Source organism: Streptomyces sp. NPDC017991 (assembly GCF_044328075.1).
Classification (GTDB): Bacteria; Actinomycetota; Actinomycetes; order Streptomycetales; family Streptomycetaceae; genus Streptomyces.
The window spans coordinates 469392-486201 of record NZ_JBIRGP010000004.1 but is presented as its reverse complement, the minus strand read 5'-3'; the positions used below and the strand labels follow the sequence as shown (position 1 = coordinate 486201).

General features: G+C 70.8%; 16 protein-coding genes and 1 tRNA gene. 8 read left to right on the top strand and 9 right to left on the bottom strand.

Annotated features, from left to right (window positions below; translation table 11 throughout):
• The first annotated feature begins 92 nt into the window (after nucleotides 1-92).
• The 6 genes from ACH4DZ_RS14910 (at nucleotide 93) to ACH4DZ_RS14885 (ending at nucleotide 8502) form a co-directional block, all read left to right on the top strand.
• On the top strand, nucleotides 93-1400 hold the full coding sequence (locus ACH4DZ_RS14910) for an FG-GAP repeat domain-containing protein (protein ID WP_398287473.1): 1308 nt from the start codon (nucleotides 93-95) through the stop codon (nucleotides 1398-1400).
• The gene (locus tag ACH4DZ_RS14905; protein WP_398287472.1) at nucleotides 1400-2881 is read left to right on the top strand and encodes an FG-GAP and VCBS repeat-containing protein; all 1482 of its coding nucleotides are present in this window, start codon (nucleotides 1400-1402) and stop codon (nucleotides 2879-2881) included. Before ACH4DZ_RS14910 ends, ACH4DZ_RS14905 begins: the two co-directional genes overlap by 1 nt.
• Before the next feature lie 126 nt (nucleotides 2882-3007).
• Nucleotides 3008-4411, top strand: coding sequence for an FG-GAP repeat protein (locus tag ACH4DZ_RS14900; protein WP_398287471.1), 1404 nt, complete (start codon nucleotides 3008-3010; stop codon nucleotides 4409-4411).
• A gap of 288 nt (nucleotides 4412-4699) precedes the next feature.
• Nucleotides 4700-6160 carry an FG-GAP-like repeat-containing protein gene (locus ACH4DZ_RS14895; RefSeq protein WP_398287470.1) on the top strand — a complete coding sequence of 487 codons (1461 nt, stop codon included), beginning with the start codon at nucleotides 4700-4702 and terminating at the stop codon, nucleotides 6158-6160.
• A 27-nt stretch (nucleotides 6161-6187) separates the two neighbouring features.
• On the top strand, nucleotides 6188-7243 hold the full coding sequence (locus tag ACH4DZ_RS14890; protein WP_398287469.1) for a Yip1 family protein: 1056 nt from the start codon (nucleotides 6188-6190) through the stop codon (nucleotides 7241-7243).
• A gap of 95 nt (nucleotides 7244-7338) precedes the next feature.
• Nucleotides 7339-8502 carry a sulfite oxidase gene (locus tag ACH4DZ_RS14885; protein WP_398287468.1) on the top strand — a complete coding sequence of 388 codons (1164 nt, stop codon included), beginning with the start codon at nucleotides 7339-7341 and terminating at the stop codon, nucleotides 8500-8502.
• 36 nt (nucleotides 8503-8538) lie between these two features.
• Here ACH4DZ_RS14885 and ACH4DZ_RS14880 read toward each other — a convergent pair whose 3' ends face one another.
• Entirely contained in the window at nucleotides 8539-9177 is a 639-nt protein-coding gene (locus tag ACH4DZ_RS14880; RefSeq protein WP_398287467.1) for a hypothetical protein, read from the bottom strand.
• Nucleotides 9178-9202: 25 nt separating this feature from the next.
• The gene (locus ACH4DZ_RS14875; protein ID WP_398287466.1) at nucleotides 9203-10084 is read right to left on the bottom strand and encodes a hypothetical protein; all 882 of its coding nucleotides are present in this window, start codon (nucleotides 10082-10084) and stop codon (nucleotides 9203-9205) included.
• 260 nt (nucleotides 10085-10344) lie between these two features.
• Here ACH4DZ_RS14875 and ACH4DZ_RS14870 point away from each other — a divergent pair, with 260 nt between their 5' ends.
• Nucleotides 10345-11226, top strand: a complete 882-nt coding sequence (locus ACH4DZ_RS14870) for a GyrI-like domain-containing protein (protein ID WP_398287465.1) — start codon at nucleotides 10345-10347, stop codon at nucleotides 11224-11226.
• A 49-nt stretch (nucleotides 11227-11275) separates the two neighbouring features.
• Here ACH4DZ_RS14870 and ACH4DZ_RS14865 read toward each other — a convergent pair whose 3' ends face one another.
• Nucleotides 11276-11773 carry a phosphoribosyltransferase gene (locus ACH4DZ_RS14865; RefSeq protein ID WP_398287464.1) on the bottom strand — a complete coding sequence of 166 codons (498 nt, stop codon included), beginning with the start codon at nucleotides 11771-11773 and terminating at the stop codon, nucleotides 11276-11278.
• 17 nt (nucleotides 11774-11790) lie between these two features.
• On the bottom strand, nucleotides 11791-12366 hold the full coding sequence (gene dcd, locus ACH4DZ_RS14860) for a dCTP deaminase (protein WP_398287463.1): 576 nt from the start codon (nucleotides 12364-12366) through the stop codon (nucleotides 11791-11793).
• A gap of 581 nt (nucleotides 12367-12947) precedes the next feature.
• Here dcd and ACH4DZ_RS14855 point away from each other — a divergent pair.
• Nucleotides 12948-13021, top strand: a tRNA-Gly gene (locus tag ACH4DZ_RS14855).
• Between the two features lie 207 nt (nucleotides 13022-13228).
• Here the strand turns inward: ACH4DZ_RS14855 and ACH4DZ_RS14850 are convergent.
• From ACH4DZ_RS14850 to ACH4DZ_RS14830, 5 genes are all read right to left on the bottom strand, one after another.
• Complete coding sequence (locus ACH4DZ_RS14850; protein ID WP_398287462.1) at nucleotides 13229-13639, bottom strand: PIN domain-containing protein; 411 nt, start codon at nucleotides 13637-13639, stop codon at nucleotides 13229-13231.
• A complete protein-coding gene (locus tag ACH4DZ_RS14845) occupies nucleotides 13636-13857 on the bottom strand; it encodes a type II toxin-antitoxin system VapB family antitoxin (protein WP_398287461.1) in 222 nt (73 codons plus the stop codon). The genes ACH4DZ_RS14850 and ACH4DZ_RS14845 overlap by 4 nt, the downstream gene beginning before the upstream one ends.
• A gap of 623 nt (nucleotides 13858-14480) precedes the next feature.
• A complete protein-coding gene (locus tag ACH4DZ_RS14840) occupies nucleotides 14481-14924 on the bottom strand; it encodes a PIN domain-containing protein (protein ID WP_398287460.1) in 444 nt (147 codons plus the stop codon).
• Nucleotides 14921-15181 (bottom strand): CopG family transcriptional regulator, encoded by a 261-nt coding sequence (locus tag ACH4DZ_RS14835; protein WP_398287459.1) that lies wholly within the window; start codon nucleotides 15179-15181, stop codon nucleotides 14921-14923. Before ACH4DZ_RS14835 ends, ACH4DZ_RS14840 begins: the two co-directional genes overlap by 4 nt.
• A 307-nt stretch (nucleotides 15182-15488) precedes the next feature.
• Nucleotides 15489-16283, bottom strand: a complete 795-nt coding sequence (locus ACH4DZ_RS14830) for an SDR family oxidoreductase (RefSeq protein ID WP_398287458.1) — start codon at nucleotides 16281-16283, stop codon at nucleotides 15489-15491.
• Nucleotides 16284-16810: the final 527 nt, after the last annotated feature.

Here is a 16810-nt window from a genome sequence, read left to right as displayed (position 1 = left end):
CTGAAAACGGCCACTCCTGATGACTTATGACACGTCCCGACCGCATCATGTGCAGGTTGTTGTCTCACGATGCGGTCGGGGTTGACGTGGCCATGGGGAAGAACGGAATACGTGCGGCGGGTGCCGCGGCGGGCTGCGCCCTGCTGCTCGCCGGGTGCGGCGGGCCGGACGGCGGGACCAAGTCGGGCGCCGCCGACCGCGACCCCGTCACGGTCGCTAAGGCCCCCGCCCGGATCCCCGTACCGCTGGGCAGGGGCAGCAAGGTCGACAGCGACTTCAACGGCGACGGCCACCGTGACCTCGTACTGAACGATCTCGTGAAACGTGACACGCACGGGGACGACGCCGGCATCGGGATCGTGTACGGCTCGGCCCGCGGACTCGCCCCCGGCGCACGGCAGTTGCTCAGCCCCGCGCAGCACGCGGCCACCACCAAGGGGCAGTCGCCCGCCGTCTTCGACGCCGAGGCGAGCTGCGACCTGGACAAGGACGGCTTCACCGACCTCGTCGTGTCGACCGACCCGCCGTACGACGGACAGGGGCAGCCGCCGGTGCCGCTGCAGATCGTCTTCGGTTCGGCCCGGGGCCTGTCCGGCAAGGCGGTGAAACTGGCGATCCCCGCGCAGGCACGTTTCGGCAACGACTGGCCCGACCAGCCGGTGTGCGGCGACTTCAACGGCGACGGGGCGGCCGACCTCGTCGTGCACGCCTCCGACGGACGCCTCAGCCATCTGCGCGGCCCCTTCACCCGCAAGGGAGCCCCCAAGGCGGCCGGCGCGCCGCTCGCCTCGCCCGGCAACGCCCCGGCGCCCCCCGCCGTGGACGTCGACGGCGACGGCTACGACGACCTGCTCGTGCGTACGGCCGAGGGGTCCGGCACCTCCGACTCCTCCCTCGTCCTGGGCGGGCCGACGGGCCCCACCGGTACCGCGGTCGCCCTCCCGAAGGGTGTCGACGTCGCCTTCGGCCAGTTCGGCAAGGGCAAGGGGCTCGACGCGGCGATCGGCACGCTGCGCGGCACGGCCCTGCGGTACGAGGTCCCGGGCACCCTGCGCGGTGAACTCGCCGTCGCCGGCACGGTCCTGGACTCCGGGGACTTCGACGGCGACGGGGTGAGCGAACTGGTCTCCAGCGGTTCGCAGTTGAGGATCCTCAAGAGCCGCGCGGGCGGGCTCTCCACGTCCGGCATGGTGACCGTGCAGCCGCCCGCCCGGGGAACCACCCGGGTCCTGACGGTCGCCGACTTCGACGGCGACAAGCGGGCGGACCTGGTGGTGCGCACCTACCGCGGGGACACCGAGGACACGATCGCCGTGTACCCGGGCGCGAAGAAGGACCTGATCGCACGGAAGCCCGCACTCACCTTCTCCACCTCGGGATTCCTCGGCGCGGAGGGCTGATGCGCCGCGCCGGACCTCTGCGGACAGCCGTCGCACTGCTCGTCGGCGGCTGCTGCTGCCTGGTCGCGGGATGCGGCGGCGGCCCGCCCGACGGCCCCGCCACCCCCGCCCACACGAAGCCCGGCGCCGGAAAACCCTCCGGGAACCCCCGCCCCGGCGACTTCAACGGTGACGGCTACGACGACTTCGCGACCGTCGTCACCTCCCAGTCCAAGGACAGGTCCCGGTCCGAGGAGAACCTGGTCGTGGTCTACGGCTCCCGCGACGGCCTCGCCCCGGCCACCGCGAAGCGGACGTCACCCGGCACGAAGTTCGCGTACTTCACCTCCCCCCTGCGCACCGACCTCGACGGCGACGGCTACACCGACCTGGTCGTCGGCCGCGGCAGGGGCGACTCCCGCCTGACGACCCTCGCCTTCTTCGGCGGCGCCCGCGGCCTGGGCCCCGCCACCGAACTCGCCGCCCTGCCCGAGGGGTTCCGGCCGATCGCCGCCACCGACTTCGACGGCGACGGCTCGGTCGACCTGCTCGACGGCGGCCACGGCGGCCAGGGGTACGCTTACGAGGCCGGGCCGGGCCCCCACGGGCTGCTCCTCCACGGCCCCTTCGACCGCGAGGGCACCCCGAAGCGCCGGGCCGTGCTCGACCTGGACCAGCAGGGGTACGCGGCACCCACCTCGGCCACCACCGGTGACTTCGACGCCGACGGGAAGGCGGAGGTGGTGTTCACGTACACCTTCGACGCGGAGGAGGACGAGAGCGCGCCCGAGGGTCTGCACACGGTCGGCTACTACGAGGGGCAGAGCGGGGACGGCCGGGCCGGACTCGTCCGTGACCCCGCCCGCGAGCCGGCCATCGGCGAGGCCGTGGAGACCTTCGACGGCCCCCGCACCCCGGCCACAGGCGACGCGGACGGCGACGGGATCGACGACCTGCTGCTGCCCACCCAGCTGAAGGTGGCCCCGGCGGACATGCCGGCCGAGGGCGGCGCGCTCACCATCCTGTACGGCGACAGGTCGGGCCTGGGCGGCGGACGCGAGACGTCCGTGATCGAGGGCGAGGGCGGCGCGAAACGGCGTATCGACTACGGGAGTTCACCGGCGGCCGGCGACGTCGACGGCGACGGGAAGCCGGACATCGTGGTCAACACCCCGGACTTCCGGCGCCACGACGGCAAGGTCACGCTGCTGCCCGGCGGACCCGGGGGCGTCCCGTCGGCGGCCGGCGAGCAGACCGTCGACGCCGGGACGGACGGCCTGCCCGGCACCCCGAACCCGCACTACTGGAACGCCTTCGGCCACCAGCCGCCGCTGCTCGACGTGGACGGCGACGACCACGCCGACGCCGTGGTCTTCGGCCCGCTCTACGAGCAGCGCAAGGGCGCGTTCCTGGTCCTGCGGGGCACGGACGACGGCTTCGACCCGGCGAGGGTCCAGCTCTTCACCCCGGACGACGTGGGCGTACCGCTGCGCCTGAAGTGAGGCGAGCGGGACGGGTACCGGGATCCACCTGACAGGCACCGGCACACAACCGTTCGTGCGCCCCACGGGTCACACACACGAACCACGAACAGGATTCTTGATCCTCCACGTACTCGGGAGTGCTCCGTGCGCGCAAAGAAGCTGGCCCTCGCGGCCTCCGTGGCCGCACTCGCGGTGCCGGGGCTGACGCTGCCCCTGGCAGGCCCCGCAGCGGCGGCCTCCACACTGTCGGACGACTTCAACGGCGACGGCTACCGCGACCTGGCCGTCGGCACACCGAAGGCCAACGCCGTCACCGTCACCTTCGGATCCGCCTCCGGCGTCTCCCCGTCCCGCTCCGTGACCGTCACCCAGAACACCGCGGGCGTGCCCGGGGTGACGGAGGCCGAGGACGAGTTCGGCGAGAACGTGACCAGCGGGGACGTGAACGGCGACGGCTTCGCGGACCTTCTCGTCGGCGCGCCCGGCGAGAAGGTCACCGACAGGGCCGACGGCTCGGTGACCATCGTGTGGGGCGGCTCAAGCGGCTTCGGGACCGGCGCCATGGTGCTCAACGCGCCGTCCGCCGAGGACGTGCGCTTCGGCGAGGGCGCCTCGTTCCGGGACCTCGACGGCGACGGCACCGGCAACCTCGTGGTCGTCTCCGCGAACCGCTTCTGGTGGTACGCGGACGGGGTGCCCTCCGGCACGGCGTTCGCCCCCGAGGTCGACTTCCTGCCCGCCGGGGTCACCCTGGACGGCGTGCGGGGCGGCCACTTCTCCGGCACGTCGGGAAGCGACTACGTGGTGTTCGGCAAGGGCGCCACGGGCAAGGGCTACGCCGGTTACGTCAAGGGCGGCCCCGGCGACATCGGCCGCTCCTACAAGCCGCTGCTCCAGAGCTCGGTGGCGGGCTCCGTGGACGAGGCCGCGGTCGCCGTCGCCGACATCACCAAGAACGGTTACGAGGACCTGGTCCTCGGGGCGCCCGACTCGATCAACGCGGGAGAGGTCTACGTCTGGCCCGGCAACGTGCGCGGCCTGGACGAGGACGACTACCCGCAGCGTACGTACGACCAGGGCAGCGCGGGCGTTCCGGGCACCCCCGAGGAGGGCGACCGTTTCGGCGCGTCGGTCGCCGTCGGGGACGTGACGGGCGACGGGTACCCGGAGGTCGCGGTAGGCGTGCCCGGCGAGACCGTCGGCACGGTCGCCGGGACCGGGAACGTGGTGGTGCTGAAGGGAGCGGCCGGAGAGCTGGACGACGGCGGGGCGTCCTGGCACCAGGCCACGGCGGGGGTGCCGGGGGCCGCGGAGACGTCGGACCGGTTCGGGTCCTCCGTCGCCCTGAAGGACATCAACGGCGACGGCCGGGCCGACCTGGCCGCCGGCGCGTCCGGCGAGGACATCGGATCCGTCGCGGACGCCGGCGCGGTATGGGTGCTGCGGGGCGCCTCCGGCGGGCTCACCACGTCTTCCGCCACGTCGTTCAGCGGGGCGGACTTCGGGCTGGGGGGAGCGGGTTCGGAATTCGGAACGGTCCTTCGGTAACGCTTCCTCCTGCGTACGCCGACGACCGGGGCTGGTTCCAGGCCGACGGCACGGCGGGCAAACACGTCTGGTGCGAACCGGGCACCCCGTAACGGGCGCGGGGAGCAGCGCAGTCCTTGCTTTCAGGGGCGGGGAACTGCGCGACCGGCCGCACCCACCCGCAGATCGCCGGCACCCCCGCACAACCCCACCCCGACTCCAGGTGTCACACAGGTGAACCAGACGGGACCACCCGATCTCGGCCACCCGGCCAACCGTTTGAAGCCACCCCAGCCCCCTGGAGCCCCCGTGCGCATACGGACGTACGCCGCCCTCGCCGCCACCGTCGCCGCAGCGACCACCTCGGCCCTCACCCTCGCCCCCGCGGCAGCGGCAGCCGCGCCCCAACCCTCCCCCTCCACCAGCGACTTCAACGGCGACGGCTACCCGGACCTGGCCGTAGGCGTGCCGCAGGGCGCCGTCGCCGGCAAGGCCGGAGCCGGGTACGTCAACATCCTGTGGGGCGGCAAGAACGGCATCGGCGCCCACGGCAGCATCCGCATCACCCAGGCCACCGCCGAGGTACCCGGCACCCCGGAGACGGGCGACCGCTTCGGCGCCGCCGTGGCGCTGGAGGACCTCAACGGCGACGGCATCGCGGAACTGCTCGCCGGCGCCCCCGGCGAGGACATCACCGGGCGCGGCACGGACGCCGGCGTGGTCGTCGTCGTGGGCGGCGCGAAGGGCGGTCCGGGCCCCGGCGCCAACGTCACCACCGGCCCCGCCGCCTCCGCCGCGTACGGACAGTCCGTCGCCGCGGCCGACCTGACCGGCGACGGCAGCAGGGACATCGTGGTCGGCGGCAAGGACAAGGTGGTCCTGCGCACCGCCGACGGCCTCGCCGCCACCGTCGTCAGCGCCCCCATGGGCGGCCGGGCCCCGATCCTGACCACCGGCGACTTCACCGGCGACGGCGCCGCGGACCTGGCGGTGGGCTACTGGACGAACGACCCGTTCACCCAGTCCCACGTACGCATCTGGGCCTGGGAGACGGCCGAGCAGGCCCTGGCCAACGTGTGGAACACCGACAACTCCGGCGTCTCCGCCCTCGCCTCCGGCGACTTCGACGGCGACGGCCACGACGACCTGGTCCTCGGCGAGTGCCGCGAGATCGCCGACGAGAACATCGACGACCCGTGCGGCCCCGAGGAGTACGCGAAGGGCGGCGGCCTCCACATCCACTACGGCGCCGCGTCCAGCGGCTCCTTCGGCTTCCGCAAGCAGACCCTGAACCAGGACACGGTCGGCGTACCGGGCATCGCCGAGTCCGGCGACCGCTTCGGCGCGGCCCTCGCCGTCGCCGACCTGAACGGCGACGGCCGGGACGACCTCGTCGCGGGCGCCCCCGGCGAGGCGATCGGCACCCGGGCGGACGCGGGCGCGGCCACCGTGCTGTTCGGCACAAAGGACGGCCTGGCCGACGAGTCCGGCGCCGCCCACGCGGTCGCGTACAACCAGGGCACCCCGCGCGTGCCGGGCGCGGCGGAGGCGGGCGACGCCCTCGGCGCGGCCGTCGCGACCGGCGACTACGATCACGACGGCAGGAAGGACCTGACCGTCGGCTCCCCCGGCGAGAACGTCAACTCCGGTGGCCTGTGGGTGTTCCCGCACACGAGCGCCGACGGCTCCTACGCCCTGACCCCCGCCCGGCTGGGCCTGCCCGCCCCGACGAGCGCGCTCACCTACGGCAAAACCCTGAGCAGCCTCTGACGAAACGTCTGGCAGAGCCCCTAGGGGATGTCACAGCTCGGCAGCAAAGCCGGGTCCGATGCCCCGGGCCCGGCACGTGACTCTGCGGGACCAGGTACGTTCGATTACGTGGCTGGATTCAGGATCGGACGCGGCCGGGACAACCGCACGCAGCAGGCGCCTCCGCAACAACAGCGGCAGCAGCCGTACGGACAGCAGGCCCCCCGGGGCGGCCCGTCGTACGGCTATCCCCCCGCGCCCGGGGCCAACCCTCAGCAGCCCCCGTACGGCGGTGGCGGCGGCAACGGCCCGCAGCAGTGGCCGCAGGGCAACGGACACCCGCAGGGGAACGGGCACGGTGAGCCGGAGTACTTCGGCGACCCGGGCCACCCCCCGCAGGGCCGTCACCCCCAGGGCCGGCAGCCCCGGGGTGACCAACCGCAGGGTCACGACCCGTACGCGGCCAACCAGCCGGGCCACACGACGGCGTTCTCCGTCGGCGAGGACCCGTACAACCAGGGCGACACCTACCGTGCGGGCAGCACTCCCGCGCCGCCCGTCGGCCCGCCCCTGCACTGGAAGGCACTGCTGAGCGGCGTCATCACGCGCCCGAACCAGACCTTCCTGCACATGCGCGACTACACGATGTGGGGCCCCGCCCTCATCGTGACGTTCCTCTACGGCCTGCTGGCCGTCTTCGGCTTCGACGGCGCCCGCGCGGACGCCATAAACGCCACCCTCTCGAACGCGGTCCCCATCGTCCTGGTGACGGCGGTCGCGATCGTGGTCAGCGCGTTCATCCTGGGCGTGGTCACCCACACCCTGGCCCGCCAGCTCGGCGGCGACGGCGCCTGGCAGCCCACGGTCGGCCTCTCCATGCTGATCATGTCGCTCACGGACGCGCCGCGCCTGATCGTCGCGATGTTCGCGAGCGGCGACGCGCCCTTCGTACGCATCCTGGGCTGGGCGACCTGGGTGGCGGCCGGCGCGCTGTTCACGCTGATGGTCGGCAAGTCGCACGACCTGCCGTGGCCCAAGGCCCTGGGAGCGTCGGCGATCCAGCTGATCGCACTGCTGTCGATCATCAAGCTGGGCACGTTCTAGAAGCCCCGCGCACGTCCCGCGGATGTCCCGCGTACAGGAGGCCGGCCGCTCGCGGTCCGGCCTCCCGGCCCGTCCGAGGGGGCACCATGGGAGCCATGGACGCCACGGAAGCCGCCACGGACGTGACAGACGCGACAGACGAACGCAGCAGCGCTGTTCCAGAGGTCAGCGCACCCGGCCGCGTGGCCGCCCCCGACGAGGGCGTAAGCCACGAGGAACTCGCCCTCGCGGCCCGCAACCACGGCCTCCCCCTGGAGGCCCTGCGCTACGACGTGACACCGCCCGGACTGCACTACATCCTCGTGCACTACGACATCCCGGCCGTCGGCGCCGACACCTGGAACCTCACCGTCCACGGCCGCGTCCGTACGCCCCTGACCCTGGACCTGGCCGCCCTGCGCGCCCTCCCGCCGGTCACCCGCCGCGTGACGATGGAGTGCGCCGGCAACGGCCGGGCCCGGCTCGCCCCTCGCCCGGTGAGCCAGCCCTGGCTGGTCGAGGCGGTCGGCACGGCGGACTGGACGGGCGTACCCCTGCGGACGCTGCTCGCCGAGGCGGGCGTGGAGCCGGACGCCGTCGAGGCGGTCTTCACGGGGGCCGACCACGGAGTGGAACGCGGCGTCGAGCAGGACTACGCCCGCAGCCTCACCCTCGCGGACGCGACCGCCACCGATCCCGACCCCGAGGTGCTGGTGGCGTACGAGATGAACGGCGCCCCCCTGCCCCCGCAGCACGGCTACCCGGTACGTCTGATCGTCCCCGGCTGGTACGGCATGGCCCATGTGAAGTGGCTGACCGACATCGAGCTGACCGACACCCCCTTCACCGGCTTCCAGCAGGCGGTGGCGTACCGCTTCCGCCAGTCCGCCGACGAGCCCGGCGACCCGGTCACCCGTATCGCCCCGCGCGCGCTGATGATCCCGCCCGGCTTCCCCGACTTCATGTCCCGCACCCGGGTCGTACGGCCCGGTCCCGTGCGGTTGGAGGGGCGGGCCTGGTCGGGCCGCGCGCCGGTCACGAAGGTCGAGATCAGCGCGGACGACGGCGCGTCCTGGCAGACCGCCGAACTCGCCGCGCCGGAGGCCGGCCCGTGGTCCTGGCGCCACTGGCACACGCCCTGGACTGCGGCGCCCGGCCGGCACGTCCTGACGGTCCGTGCCACGGACGCCGAGGGCACGGCCCAGCCCCTCACCCAGCCATGGAACCGAGGCGGCTTCGCCAACAACGAGGTCCAGCGGATCCCGGTGGTCTGCCAGTAGCCGCGGCGACGGCTGCGGCCGTGCCGACGGAGGCGCTCAGGCGGCGGCTTCCACCAGCGCGTGGCGGGTGGTGAGCCACACGCTCGCGCCCGGCGCGACGCGCACCTGCCGCGGCCCGCGGAACCCGAGATGCCGCAGCTGGTCCCCGTGCCGGGCGGACAACGTGATCGCGACGGCGGTGGCGTCCTGGTCGTCGACGGCCCGCAGCCCCGGAGCCAGCAGCCCGTCGACCACCGTACGGTCCCAGGCCTCCGTCTCGTCCGGGGCGCAGACGGCGACCAGCGTCCAGTACGGCGTCGACCGATCGGGCCCGGCCGCCTTCAGCACCGTCGACAGGAACGGGTGCCGCGGCAGGCAGAAGGCGGGGTCGGCGGCGGAACGGCCGGTGGGGAGTTCCCGGGAGAGGACGCTCTTGAGGTGCGGGCCGGGAGGATCGGTGCCGGTCCCGGGCGGCAGCCAGATGGCGGCCGCCAACAGCGTCCCGTCGTCGTCCCGCTCGGCGACCCACACCTGCCCCTTCTCCAGGGCGTGATGGGCCAGCACCAGCCGCATGGCGCGTTGAGCCTGCTCCGAGTGCCCGGCGGAACTCCGCGTGATCAACCGCACCACGGCGGGCACGTCCACGAGTCCGGCGGCGCGCACGGCGGCCCGTACGGGAATCTCAAGACTGGTCATGGTCATTTTCTACGTTCACTGCCTTTCAGAGAGCGGCCCGGCTCATGCCGGTGAGAGGGACATCCCTTTCGGCCCGGGACGGTGCCCCCGGCAGGCTGAGCAGGAGTACACCGCGGGCGGCTGCGGCGGCGCCGAGGAGGGCCAGGAGGCCCCCGAGCCCGCCGAAACCTCCGTACCGCACGCCCTCGCCGAGCAGGGTGATGCCGATGGCGGACGCGGCGACGGGATTGACCAGGGTGAGCACGGCGAGCGGCCCACCGAGGCCACTGCGGTACGCCCGCTGCGAGAGCAGCACCCCCGCGGTGGCGAACCCCACGGTCAGGACGGCCGGCGCCGCGAGACCCCAGCTCGACGCGGACCCGACGGCGAGCTTCTGCGCCAGCGTGGAACCCACCCCGGCGGCGACACCCGAGGCCGCCGCGAAGGCGAGGCCGCCGGCCGGGGTGGCGGAGAGACGGCCCGAGCCGCCGAGACGGACGAGCGCGCCGACGGCACCGGCGCCGGCGAGCGCGACAAGAAGCACCTCACCGGTCCCCAGCGTGCCGACCGGCGCACCGCCCGACGCGGTGGCGACGAGCAGCGCGGCGAGCCCCACGAGGGTGAAGGCGGTCCCGCGCCACTGCCTGCCGGAGGTCCGGCCGCGGGTGACCAGCGAACCGAGCGGCACCGCCACCACCAGACTCAGCGCGCCGAGGGGCTGCACGAGGGTCAGCGGCCCGTACCGCAGCGCCACCACGTGCAGCAGCGCCCCGCCTGCGTTGAGGGCGACGGATCCCCACCAGGAACCGCGGCCGAGCGCGGAGCGCAGACTCGCGGCGCCGGCGGCGGTCCGTTCCTGGACCACGGCGGCGGTGGCGTAACAGACGGCGGAGACCAGGGAGAGGCCCACGGCCAGCAGCACTGTCACGGCGCCCCTCCCTCCCCGGGGTCAAGCGATACGAAACGGTTTCGTACACACAAACTACGGAACCCGAAAGCGAAACGCAAGCGTTTCTTTAATGGCTTGACGGGCCGAGGGAACGACGGGTTGCCGGGACTACGGGTCGATGGGTCGACGCGTCGATGGTCCCGCCCGCCCGTGCCCACCCGACCGAACCGGGCACGGACTGTCGGGTCCGGCAAGGTACGACGTTCCTACCGTGGAGGACGCAAAGGAAGGAGGCCGAGTTGCTGGAGCGACTGAACGAGGCCCTGGAACACATCGAGTCGCGCCTCGACCAGCCGATCGAGGTGACCGAACTGGCGCGGATCGCGGTGACGTCGGAGTACCACTTCCGCCGGCTGTTCTCCGCGCTGGCGGGGCTCCCGCTGTCCGAGTACGTCCGGCGCAGACGGCTCACCGTGGCGGGCGCCGAGGTGCTGGCCGGTGAGCGGACGCTGCTGGAGATCGCGGTGCGGTACGGCTACGGCTCGGGCGAGGCGTTCGCGCGGGCGTTCCGCGCGGTGCACGGCGTGGGGCCCGGCGAGGCCCGGAGCACCGGCGCCACCCTGACCTCCCAGCCCCGGCTGTCCTTCCGCCTGGTCATCGAGGGGAGCAGCAGTATGCGCTACAGGATCGTACGGAAAGAGGAGTTCCAGGTGGTCGGGAAGAGGATCAGGGTCCCGCTCGTCCACGAGGGGATGAACCCGGAGATCGTCACGTTCATCCGGGGCCTGGCCCCGGAGACGGTGCGGCAGATCGCCGCCCAGTCCGAACTCTCCGGCCAGGAGCCGCGGGGGATCGTGGGGGTGAGCGACAACCTGGACCCGAGCAGGGCGGAGGGAACGGAACTGGACTACTACCACGCGGTGGTGACCGGCACCGGGCCGCCCGTCCCGGAGGACCTGGACTCCCTCACGGTCCCGCCGGGCACGTGGGCGGTCTTCGAAAGCTCGGGCCCGTTCCCGCTGGCACTCCAGCACATGTGGCGGGACGTGTTCACCCAGTGGTTCCCGTCCAACCCGTACCGGAGCAGGCCGGGCCCGGAGATCCTCCGCACCCACCTCTCCCCGGACGCCACGCAGGCGGACGCGGAACTGTGGATCCCGGTGGAACGAACGACACCCTGACGACCCGTCGTGAAGCGGTCGGGGCAGGCGCTCGCCCGCCGACGTCACGTCAGGCGTCGAGCACCTGCCCCGCCCGCTTCACGACGGGCGGCTCGACGCTCCACGGAAAGTTGATCCACTCGTCGGTGCGCTTCCACACGTACTCGCACTTCACCAGGGACTGCGACTTCTCGTAGATGACGGCGGAGCGGACCTCGGCGACGGCGTCGACGCAGAAGTCGTACACGAGTTTCAGCGTCTTGCCGGTGTCGGCCACGTCGTCCGTGATCAGCACCTTCTTGTCCGAGAAGTCGATGGTGTTGGGGACGGGCGCGAGCATCACCGGCATGTCGAGGGTGGTGCCGACGCCCGTGTAGAACTCGACGTTCACGAGGTGGATGTTCTTGCAGTCGAGGGCGTAGGCGAGCCCGCCGGCCACGAAGACACCGCCGCGGGCGATGCTGAGCACGATGTCGGGCTCGTACCCGTCGTCGGCGATGGTCTGGGCAAGCTCGCGAACGGCCGCCCCGAACCCCTCGTACGTCAGATTCTCCCGTACGTCACTCATGTTCGTCCCGCTCCCGCTCACACCTGGGTCCGATGGAAGTTGAGGAAGGAGCGGGAGGCGGTCGGGCCGCGCTGCCCCTGGTAGCGGGACTCGTACCGGTCACTGCCGTACGGGAACTCGGCCGCCGAGCTGAGCTGGAACATGCACAGCTGCCCGATCTTCATCCCCGGCCAGAGCTTGATGGGAAGGGTCGCGAGATTGGACAGCTCAAGGGTCACGTGCCCGGAGAACCCGGGGTCGATGAACCCGGCGGTGGAGTGGGTCACGAGCCCGAGCCGCCCGAGCGAGCTCTTGCCCTCGAGCCGGGACGCGAGGTCGTCGGGCAGGCTGATGACCTCGTACGTACTCGCGAGTACGAACTCCCCGGGATGCAGGATGAACGGCTCGTCCCCCTCGGGCTCGACGAGCCGCGTCAGATCCGCCTGCTCGACGGACGGATCGATGTGGGGGTAGCGGTGGTTCTCGAACACCCGGAAGTAGCGGTCGAGCCGCACATCGATGCTTGAGGGCTGCACCATGGATTCGTCGTAGGGATCGATCCGCACACGCCCGGCGTCGATCTCGGCCCGGATGTCCTTGTCAGAGAGAAGCACGCCCCGAGGATACGCAGAGCCCGCGGGCCCACCACAATCCGGTGATCGTGGCGGGCCCGCGGACTCCTGCACTACTGACTGCTTCCCACACTTCCGACTGCTGCCGGCACTACTGGCCGCAGTCGGCACCACTGACTGCTGTCGGCCTAGCGCTTCTCGAACTCCACCGGTACGACGTTGCGGAGCCGGGTGCAACGGGGACAACGGATCAGCCGGCCAGGACCGAGCCGATCGGCCTGCTGCATCGGAAGCGATGCGGTGCTGAATACGTGCCCCTCGGCACAACGGACGACGGTGCTGCTTTCCATCAAGTCCTCAGAGTCCCTTCCCCAAGAGCCGCGTCTGACTGAAGAGGAAGCCACATTACGGGATGAAAGGGACGGCCTTCCAGGCGGCACTCCGATCCCGCCCGACCCCTCTCCAGCTCCTCCACCGTACGCTTCAACTCCCGCGCCTCGCAGCCCCGTCCACCCCCCGAAACGCCCCCGGGCCCCACGGCTTCAGCGCCGGGGGCCTGGCATGGGGTATGGTGAATCCGCGTTTCCGACACCGGCACGAACGACACGAATCCGGCGTCTTACGCGGGTGTAGTTTAGTGGTAGAACATCAGCTTCCCAAGCTGAGAGTGCGAGTTCGATTCTCGTCACCCGCTCCATGAAGAGGGCCCAGGTCACCGACCCGGGCCTTTCTGCTGTCCTCGTAGACACTCGCCGCGTGCCAGATTCGTGCCAGATGGTTGATCGTCTGGATCGCCGGTGTCTTCGTCTGGCACGGCCGCAGCTTCCTGGCGTGCCTTCCGTACGATCGCGTCGAGTCCGGCTGCAACTCCCCCGTCTATAAACCGTCGGGCGGCGCAGGCACCTCAGGCGATGTCGTGGACGTTGCACTCGATCAGGTCGGACGCATGCCGGGCAATGGTGCCGTAGTCGGCGTCGTCATGGAGGACAGTCAGACCGTGGTGGGCGGCAGTGGCTGCGATGACGAGGTCCACTGCCGAGGCACTGCGATGCTCCCCTGCCTGGGCCATACGGTGTTGCACCGCGCTGATCCAACGCCCCGCGTTCTTCGGCACCGCGACGTCGGGATAGAGGTCAGAGAACATTTCCGCGATCTCGTCGCACTCGCGGCCGTGTCGGGCGCTGTACAGGAACTCGGCGCGTTGCACGAAACAGGACGCGATGGCGCCGGCATCGATCGCGTCGTACCAGGCCGCTTGCAGTTTTGTATCGCGGAGCAGCCGGACCAGGCCGGACGTGTCGAGCAGGTAAATCACCGGTTGTGCTTCTCCGCCCTGTGCAGACGCTCGGCATCCTCGACGGCACCCCACTCACGCGCACGCTCGAAGTGACGGCTTATGCGCGCCGCACGCTCCTGCTGCTCGGCGTAGAAGTTCAGAGCGAGATTGACCGCCTCTTTCTTGGTCCTGACGTGAGCCAGAGCCATGGCGCGCTCCAGGGCGTCGTCATCGATGTCGATCTGGGTCACGGACATACCGTGCCTCCCACGTGATGTTGGTGATGTACATAGAAGAATACGTCACCAACATTGCCGGGTCCACTCGTCGGTTCCGATGTACGCAGTCGCGAAGGACCCTGCGGATCGGCCTCACAGGCGATGCGGTTCGGTCGGTGCAGCCGTTGCGCGCCATACGGTTCGGCAGCTGGTAAGCCCGTGCCCGCAGCGTGCCCGTAAAAGCGGAAAACCGCGGTCAGCAGCGGTGCCACCAAGCACTCGCACCTGTCACGACAGAACGAGTCCGTGCAGCTCAGGAGCCGTGTATCGACCCAGACGCCGTAGCTTCCCAAGCTGAGAGTGCGAGTTCGATTCTCGTCACCCGCTCTTGCAGAAGCCCCAGGTCAGTGGCCTGGGGCTTTTACGCGAGCGGGGCTCACGGGGCATGTGGAGGGCACGAGTGCCTTGCGGGTGCAGCCCGCTCACGTTGCAGCACGGAAGTGACCTGCGACTTCACGTCAACCATGAGCAGGTTCGCGCGGTCGGAGCACTCAGCCTGCCCGTCCCGAACGACACCGGACGCCTACCGCTCATCGCGCGTCTCGACAAGAGGGGCGCAACTTCCTTGCGGGAGCCGGCGCTTGGCCGCCGAGGATCTCGCGTCAGAGCGGAAGGTCGTCCGGGAGTACCCGGAACGCCTTGTGGCGGCCCAAGGGTCGCACGGCCCGGAAGTCCCTTCGGTCGAGGGTGAGAATCGCGTCGGTGTCGTAGTCGGCGGCGAGCGCCACGTTCACCCCGTCGGCCAGGTCCAGGTCGAGCGCGCCGTAGCGGACTCGGACGGACTGCGCGGCACCCAAGTGGTCTTGCGTGATCTCGGGCATGACGATCCGACCCCGGCTCATCCACCGCCGCAGGTCATCGATTGCGCTGATGGCGGCCTCCCGCCCGAGTTCGCGCGTGGCCACGTGATCGAGTTCCGCCAGCAGGAGCGGGGACATCACCAGGAGACCAGCCGCCATGATCGCCTCGTTCGCCGCCCCGTGTTCCGGGTGTGTCAAGTCGAGAGCGGCCAGGAGGCCGGACGTGTCCGCAATGACGATGATCACGCGGCGGTTCCCGGGTCCGTCTCGCGGCGGACCGCATCGACGACCGCGTCACGGACCTCAGACTTGGTCGGCGTACGCCCCGACCCCTCGAACGTCCGCGAGAAAAGCGGCTCGTCCCAGACTCGGTTCGCCATGGCCGCGAGATGGATCCCCTGCCGGATGATCTCAGCCTCGCTTACGCCCCTCCGCTTGGCCGCCTCCTTGATGATCGCCAGGTCTTCGGGGTCGGCATAGACGTTCGTACGCTTCATGGACATGTACCAAAGGTATCCCATGTACTGGATTGATGTATAAGTGAGCTACAGACCTCCACTGCCCGAGCCGCAAGGCTCAGCGCGGGCAGTGGCAGTGCCGGGATGCCGACCGTGCTCGGCCCCTTCTACGCCTCAAGTTCCCTCAGCGGCGGGCGGAGGCTTCCAGCCGACCGGACATCTCATGGACCACGGCGAGGGACAGTTCGATCTCAGTCATGTCTCTGCCCGCGTTCTCGGCCGGATCGAAGCCGGGCCCGTCGTCCGCCGAGTGAACAAGTCGAGCCGGGCGACAGTGACCGCGGTGGGCGGCCTACGCGGTTGTGGCGATGCCGCCGTCTACGGGGATCACGGCGCCCGTCAGGTACGCGCCTGCCCTGCTGGCGAGGAACACGGTGACACCCGCCATGTCGTCGTCGCGGCCGATCCGGCGTAGTGGGGCCGCCGCCGCGATCGCCTCGCCGAACTCATCGAGGGTTGCGGCCATCATCGTCGACGGGAACGGTCCCGGCGCCACGGCGTTCACGGTGACGTGCTGCGGTCCTAGTTCCCTGGCGAGCACTCTGGTGAGTTGATGCAGTGCGGCTTTGCTGCTGGAGTAGGAGTAGTTGGGTCGGTGGGGGATGTGGATGGCTGCGATGCTGCCGATGTTGATGATCCGCGCGGGATCGTCGGCGGTGCCCGCCCTGCGAAGTGTGGGCAGCAGCTCCTGTACCAGCCAGAACGGCGACTTCAGGTTGAGGTCGAGGACCGTGTCCCAGGCCTCGTCCGGGAACGTCGCCAGCGGCTCGTCCCACAGGGCGCCCGCGTTGTTGACGAGGATGTCGAGACGCTCCGAGTCGGCGGTGACGAGGTCGGACAGCCGCCGACACTCGTCGTGGCGGGACAGGTCGGCGGGGATGGCCCGCACCTCACCGAATTCGGAGAGCTGTTCCTGCGCCTGAGCGCACGCTTCTGCGTTGCGTGAGCTGATGACCACGCGGACGCCCGCCTGGAGAAGGCCACGCGCGATCATCATCCCGATACCTCTGGTGCCACCGGTGACGAGCGCGCGCTTTCCACGCAGATCGAAAAGTTCTGCATGCGTGGTGAATTGGTTGTCTACCACTTGCTGTCTTTCTCTTTGGTCGTGCCGTGCCGGACGATACGTCGGCGCGTCGGGGGTTCGGTTCAGCTGTCGGTGTTTTCGTCACGACTTTGCCGGGGCCGGGGTGGCTGGCCGTAGAGGAAACTCATGTCCCTGCAGCCGAGCCCGAGAGCCGCCGAGATTTCGAGGTTTGGAGAGCGGCCTGGACAACATCCGCGCGGCCCTGCACCTCAAAGCTATGGCCTTGATGTGCACTCCAAGCAAGCGGAACAGGTAAGCGGAACGGATAAGCGGAACAGGTAAGAAATCGACAGGGTGCACCCGTCCAGCCGCCGCGGCACGCCTGGGATGCTCCGGAGCACGTCGCCCACGCCTTCGTGTACGGAGCGGCACCGCGCCGTCCTGACCGCCGTACGAACGGTGTTTTCCCTTGATGTCGCCCAGGAGAGGGGTTGTTGATGCCCTCGGAGAGTCCCGGCTGCCTCGTCGTCGCACTGGTCGGGATTCAGGGCGGTCCGGCCACATGGGAGCGGGTCGAGCAGCACTTC

Coding starts and splice junctions, on each gene's coding strand:
- ACH4DZ_RS14910 (WP_398287473.1), top strand. CDS start 93: ATGGGGAAGAACGGAATACGTGCGGCGGGTGCCGCGGCGGGCTGCGCC.
- ACH4DZ_RS14905 (WP_398287472.1), top strand. CDS start 1,400: ATGCGCCGCGCCGGACCTCTGCGGACAGCCGTCGCACTGCTCGTCGGC.
- ACH4DZ_RS14890 (WP_398287469.1), top strand. CDS start 6,188: ATGTCACAGCTCGGCAGCAAAGCCGGGTCCGATGCCCCGGGCCCGGCA.
- ACH4DZ_RS14885 (WP_398287468.1), top strand. CDS start 7,339: ATGGACGCCACGGAAGCCGCCACGGACGTGACAGACGCGACAGACGAA.
- ACH4DZ_RS14880 (WP_398287467.1), bottom strand. CDS start 9,177: ATGACCAGTCTTGAGATTCCCGTACGGGCCGCCGTGCGCGCCGCCGGA.
- ACH4DZ_RS14865 (WP_398287464.1), bottom strand. CDS start 11,773: ATGAGTGACGTACGGGAGAATCTGACGTACGAGGGGTTCGGGGCGGCC.
- ACH4DZ_RS14845 (WP_398287461.1), bottom strand. CDS start 13,857: ATGTCCGTGACCCAGATCGACATCGATGACGACGCCCTGGAGCGCGCC.
- ACH4DZ_RS14835 (WP_398287459.1), bottom strand. CDS start 15,181: ATGTCCATGAAGCGTACGAACGTCTATGCCGACCCCGAAGACCTGGCG.